We start from the raw sequence: 616 nt of genomic DNA, 5'->3' as shown, positions 1-616 counted from the left end.
CAGATAGAGCATTCCGCTCCTTACAGCTTGCCAAGTATTTACCGTCGCGCAGAGCCATCACCGCTACCAAATCTCTCGAAAATAGCCTTATCTTACCCTGTCAACACGGCAGTCAAGCAGCGCTTACGTTGTGGCCGACGGCGTACCCATTGATATTCCAGGGCCAACGTCCCGTTTTCCCTCACCCGAGTCGACGTCTGCATTTGTGCCGGTAATGCCGGCGCCACAGCGGCCGTCACCGCAGCTGTCACCTGAGTCGCTGATGGCGATCACGTTGCATGTGCGTCTACCCAACGGCGTCGAATTCGATCTTGGGAAAGCGAGCCTCGAAGAACTGACGACGATCGTCCAGATGCTGGGGAGGTTGCCGTGTTCCGGTTCGACGAAGGGTTGAAGGTCTACCTGCATCGCGATCCAGTCGACTTCCGCATGGGCATCAACGGGCTGTCGATCCTGGTCGAACAGGCGATGCGCCTGAACCCGATGACCTCGGCGCTGTTCGTCTTCGGCAACCGCCGTCGCGATCGTATCAAGATTCTCGGCTGGGGCGGCAACGGCTTCTGGTTGCTGCTCAAGCGACTCGAAGCCGATCGCTTCATCTGGCCGAACGGAAGCG

1 protein-coding gene is annotated in these 616 nt (G+C 58.6%); it reads left to right on the top strand.

Annotated features, from left to right (window positions below; all coding sequences use genetic code 11):
* Positions 1-369: 369 nt before the first annotated feature.
* Positions 370-616, top strand: a 247-nt coding sequence (tnpB, locus tag G3O06_RS48670) for an IS66 family insertion sequence element accessory protein TnpB (protein ID WP_205820506.1), incomplete at its 3' end; no start/stop codon positions are given.

The sequence above is a fragment of the Burkholderia sp. Ac-20345 genome (genome assembly GCF_017104825.1).
Taxonomy (GTDB): Bacteria; Pseudomonadota; Gammaproteobacteria; order Burkholderiales; family Burkholderiaceae; genus Burkholderia; species Burkholderia lata_B.
This window is presented reverse-complemented; position numbering and strand designations above follow the sequence as displayed.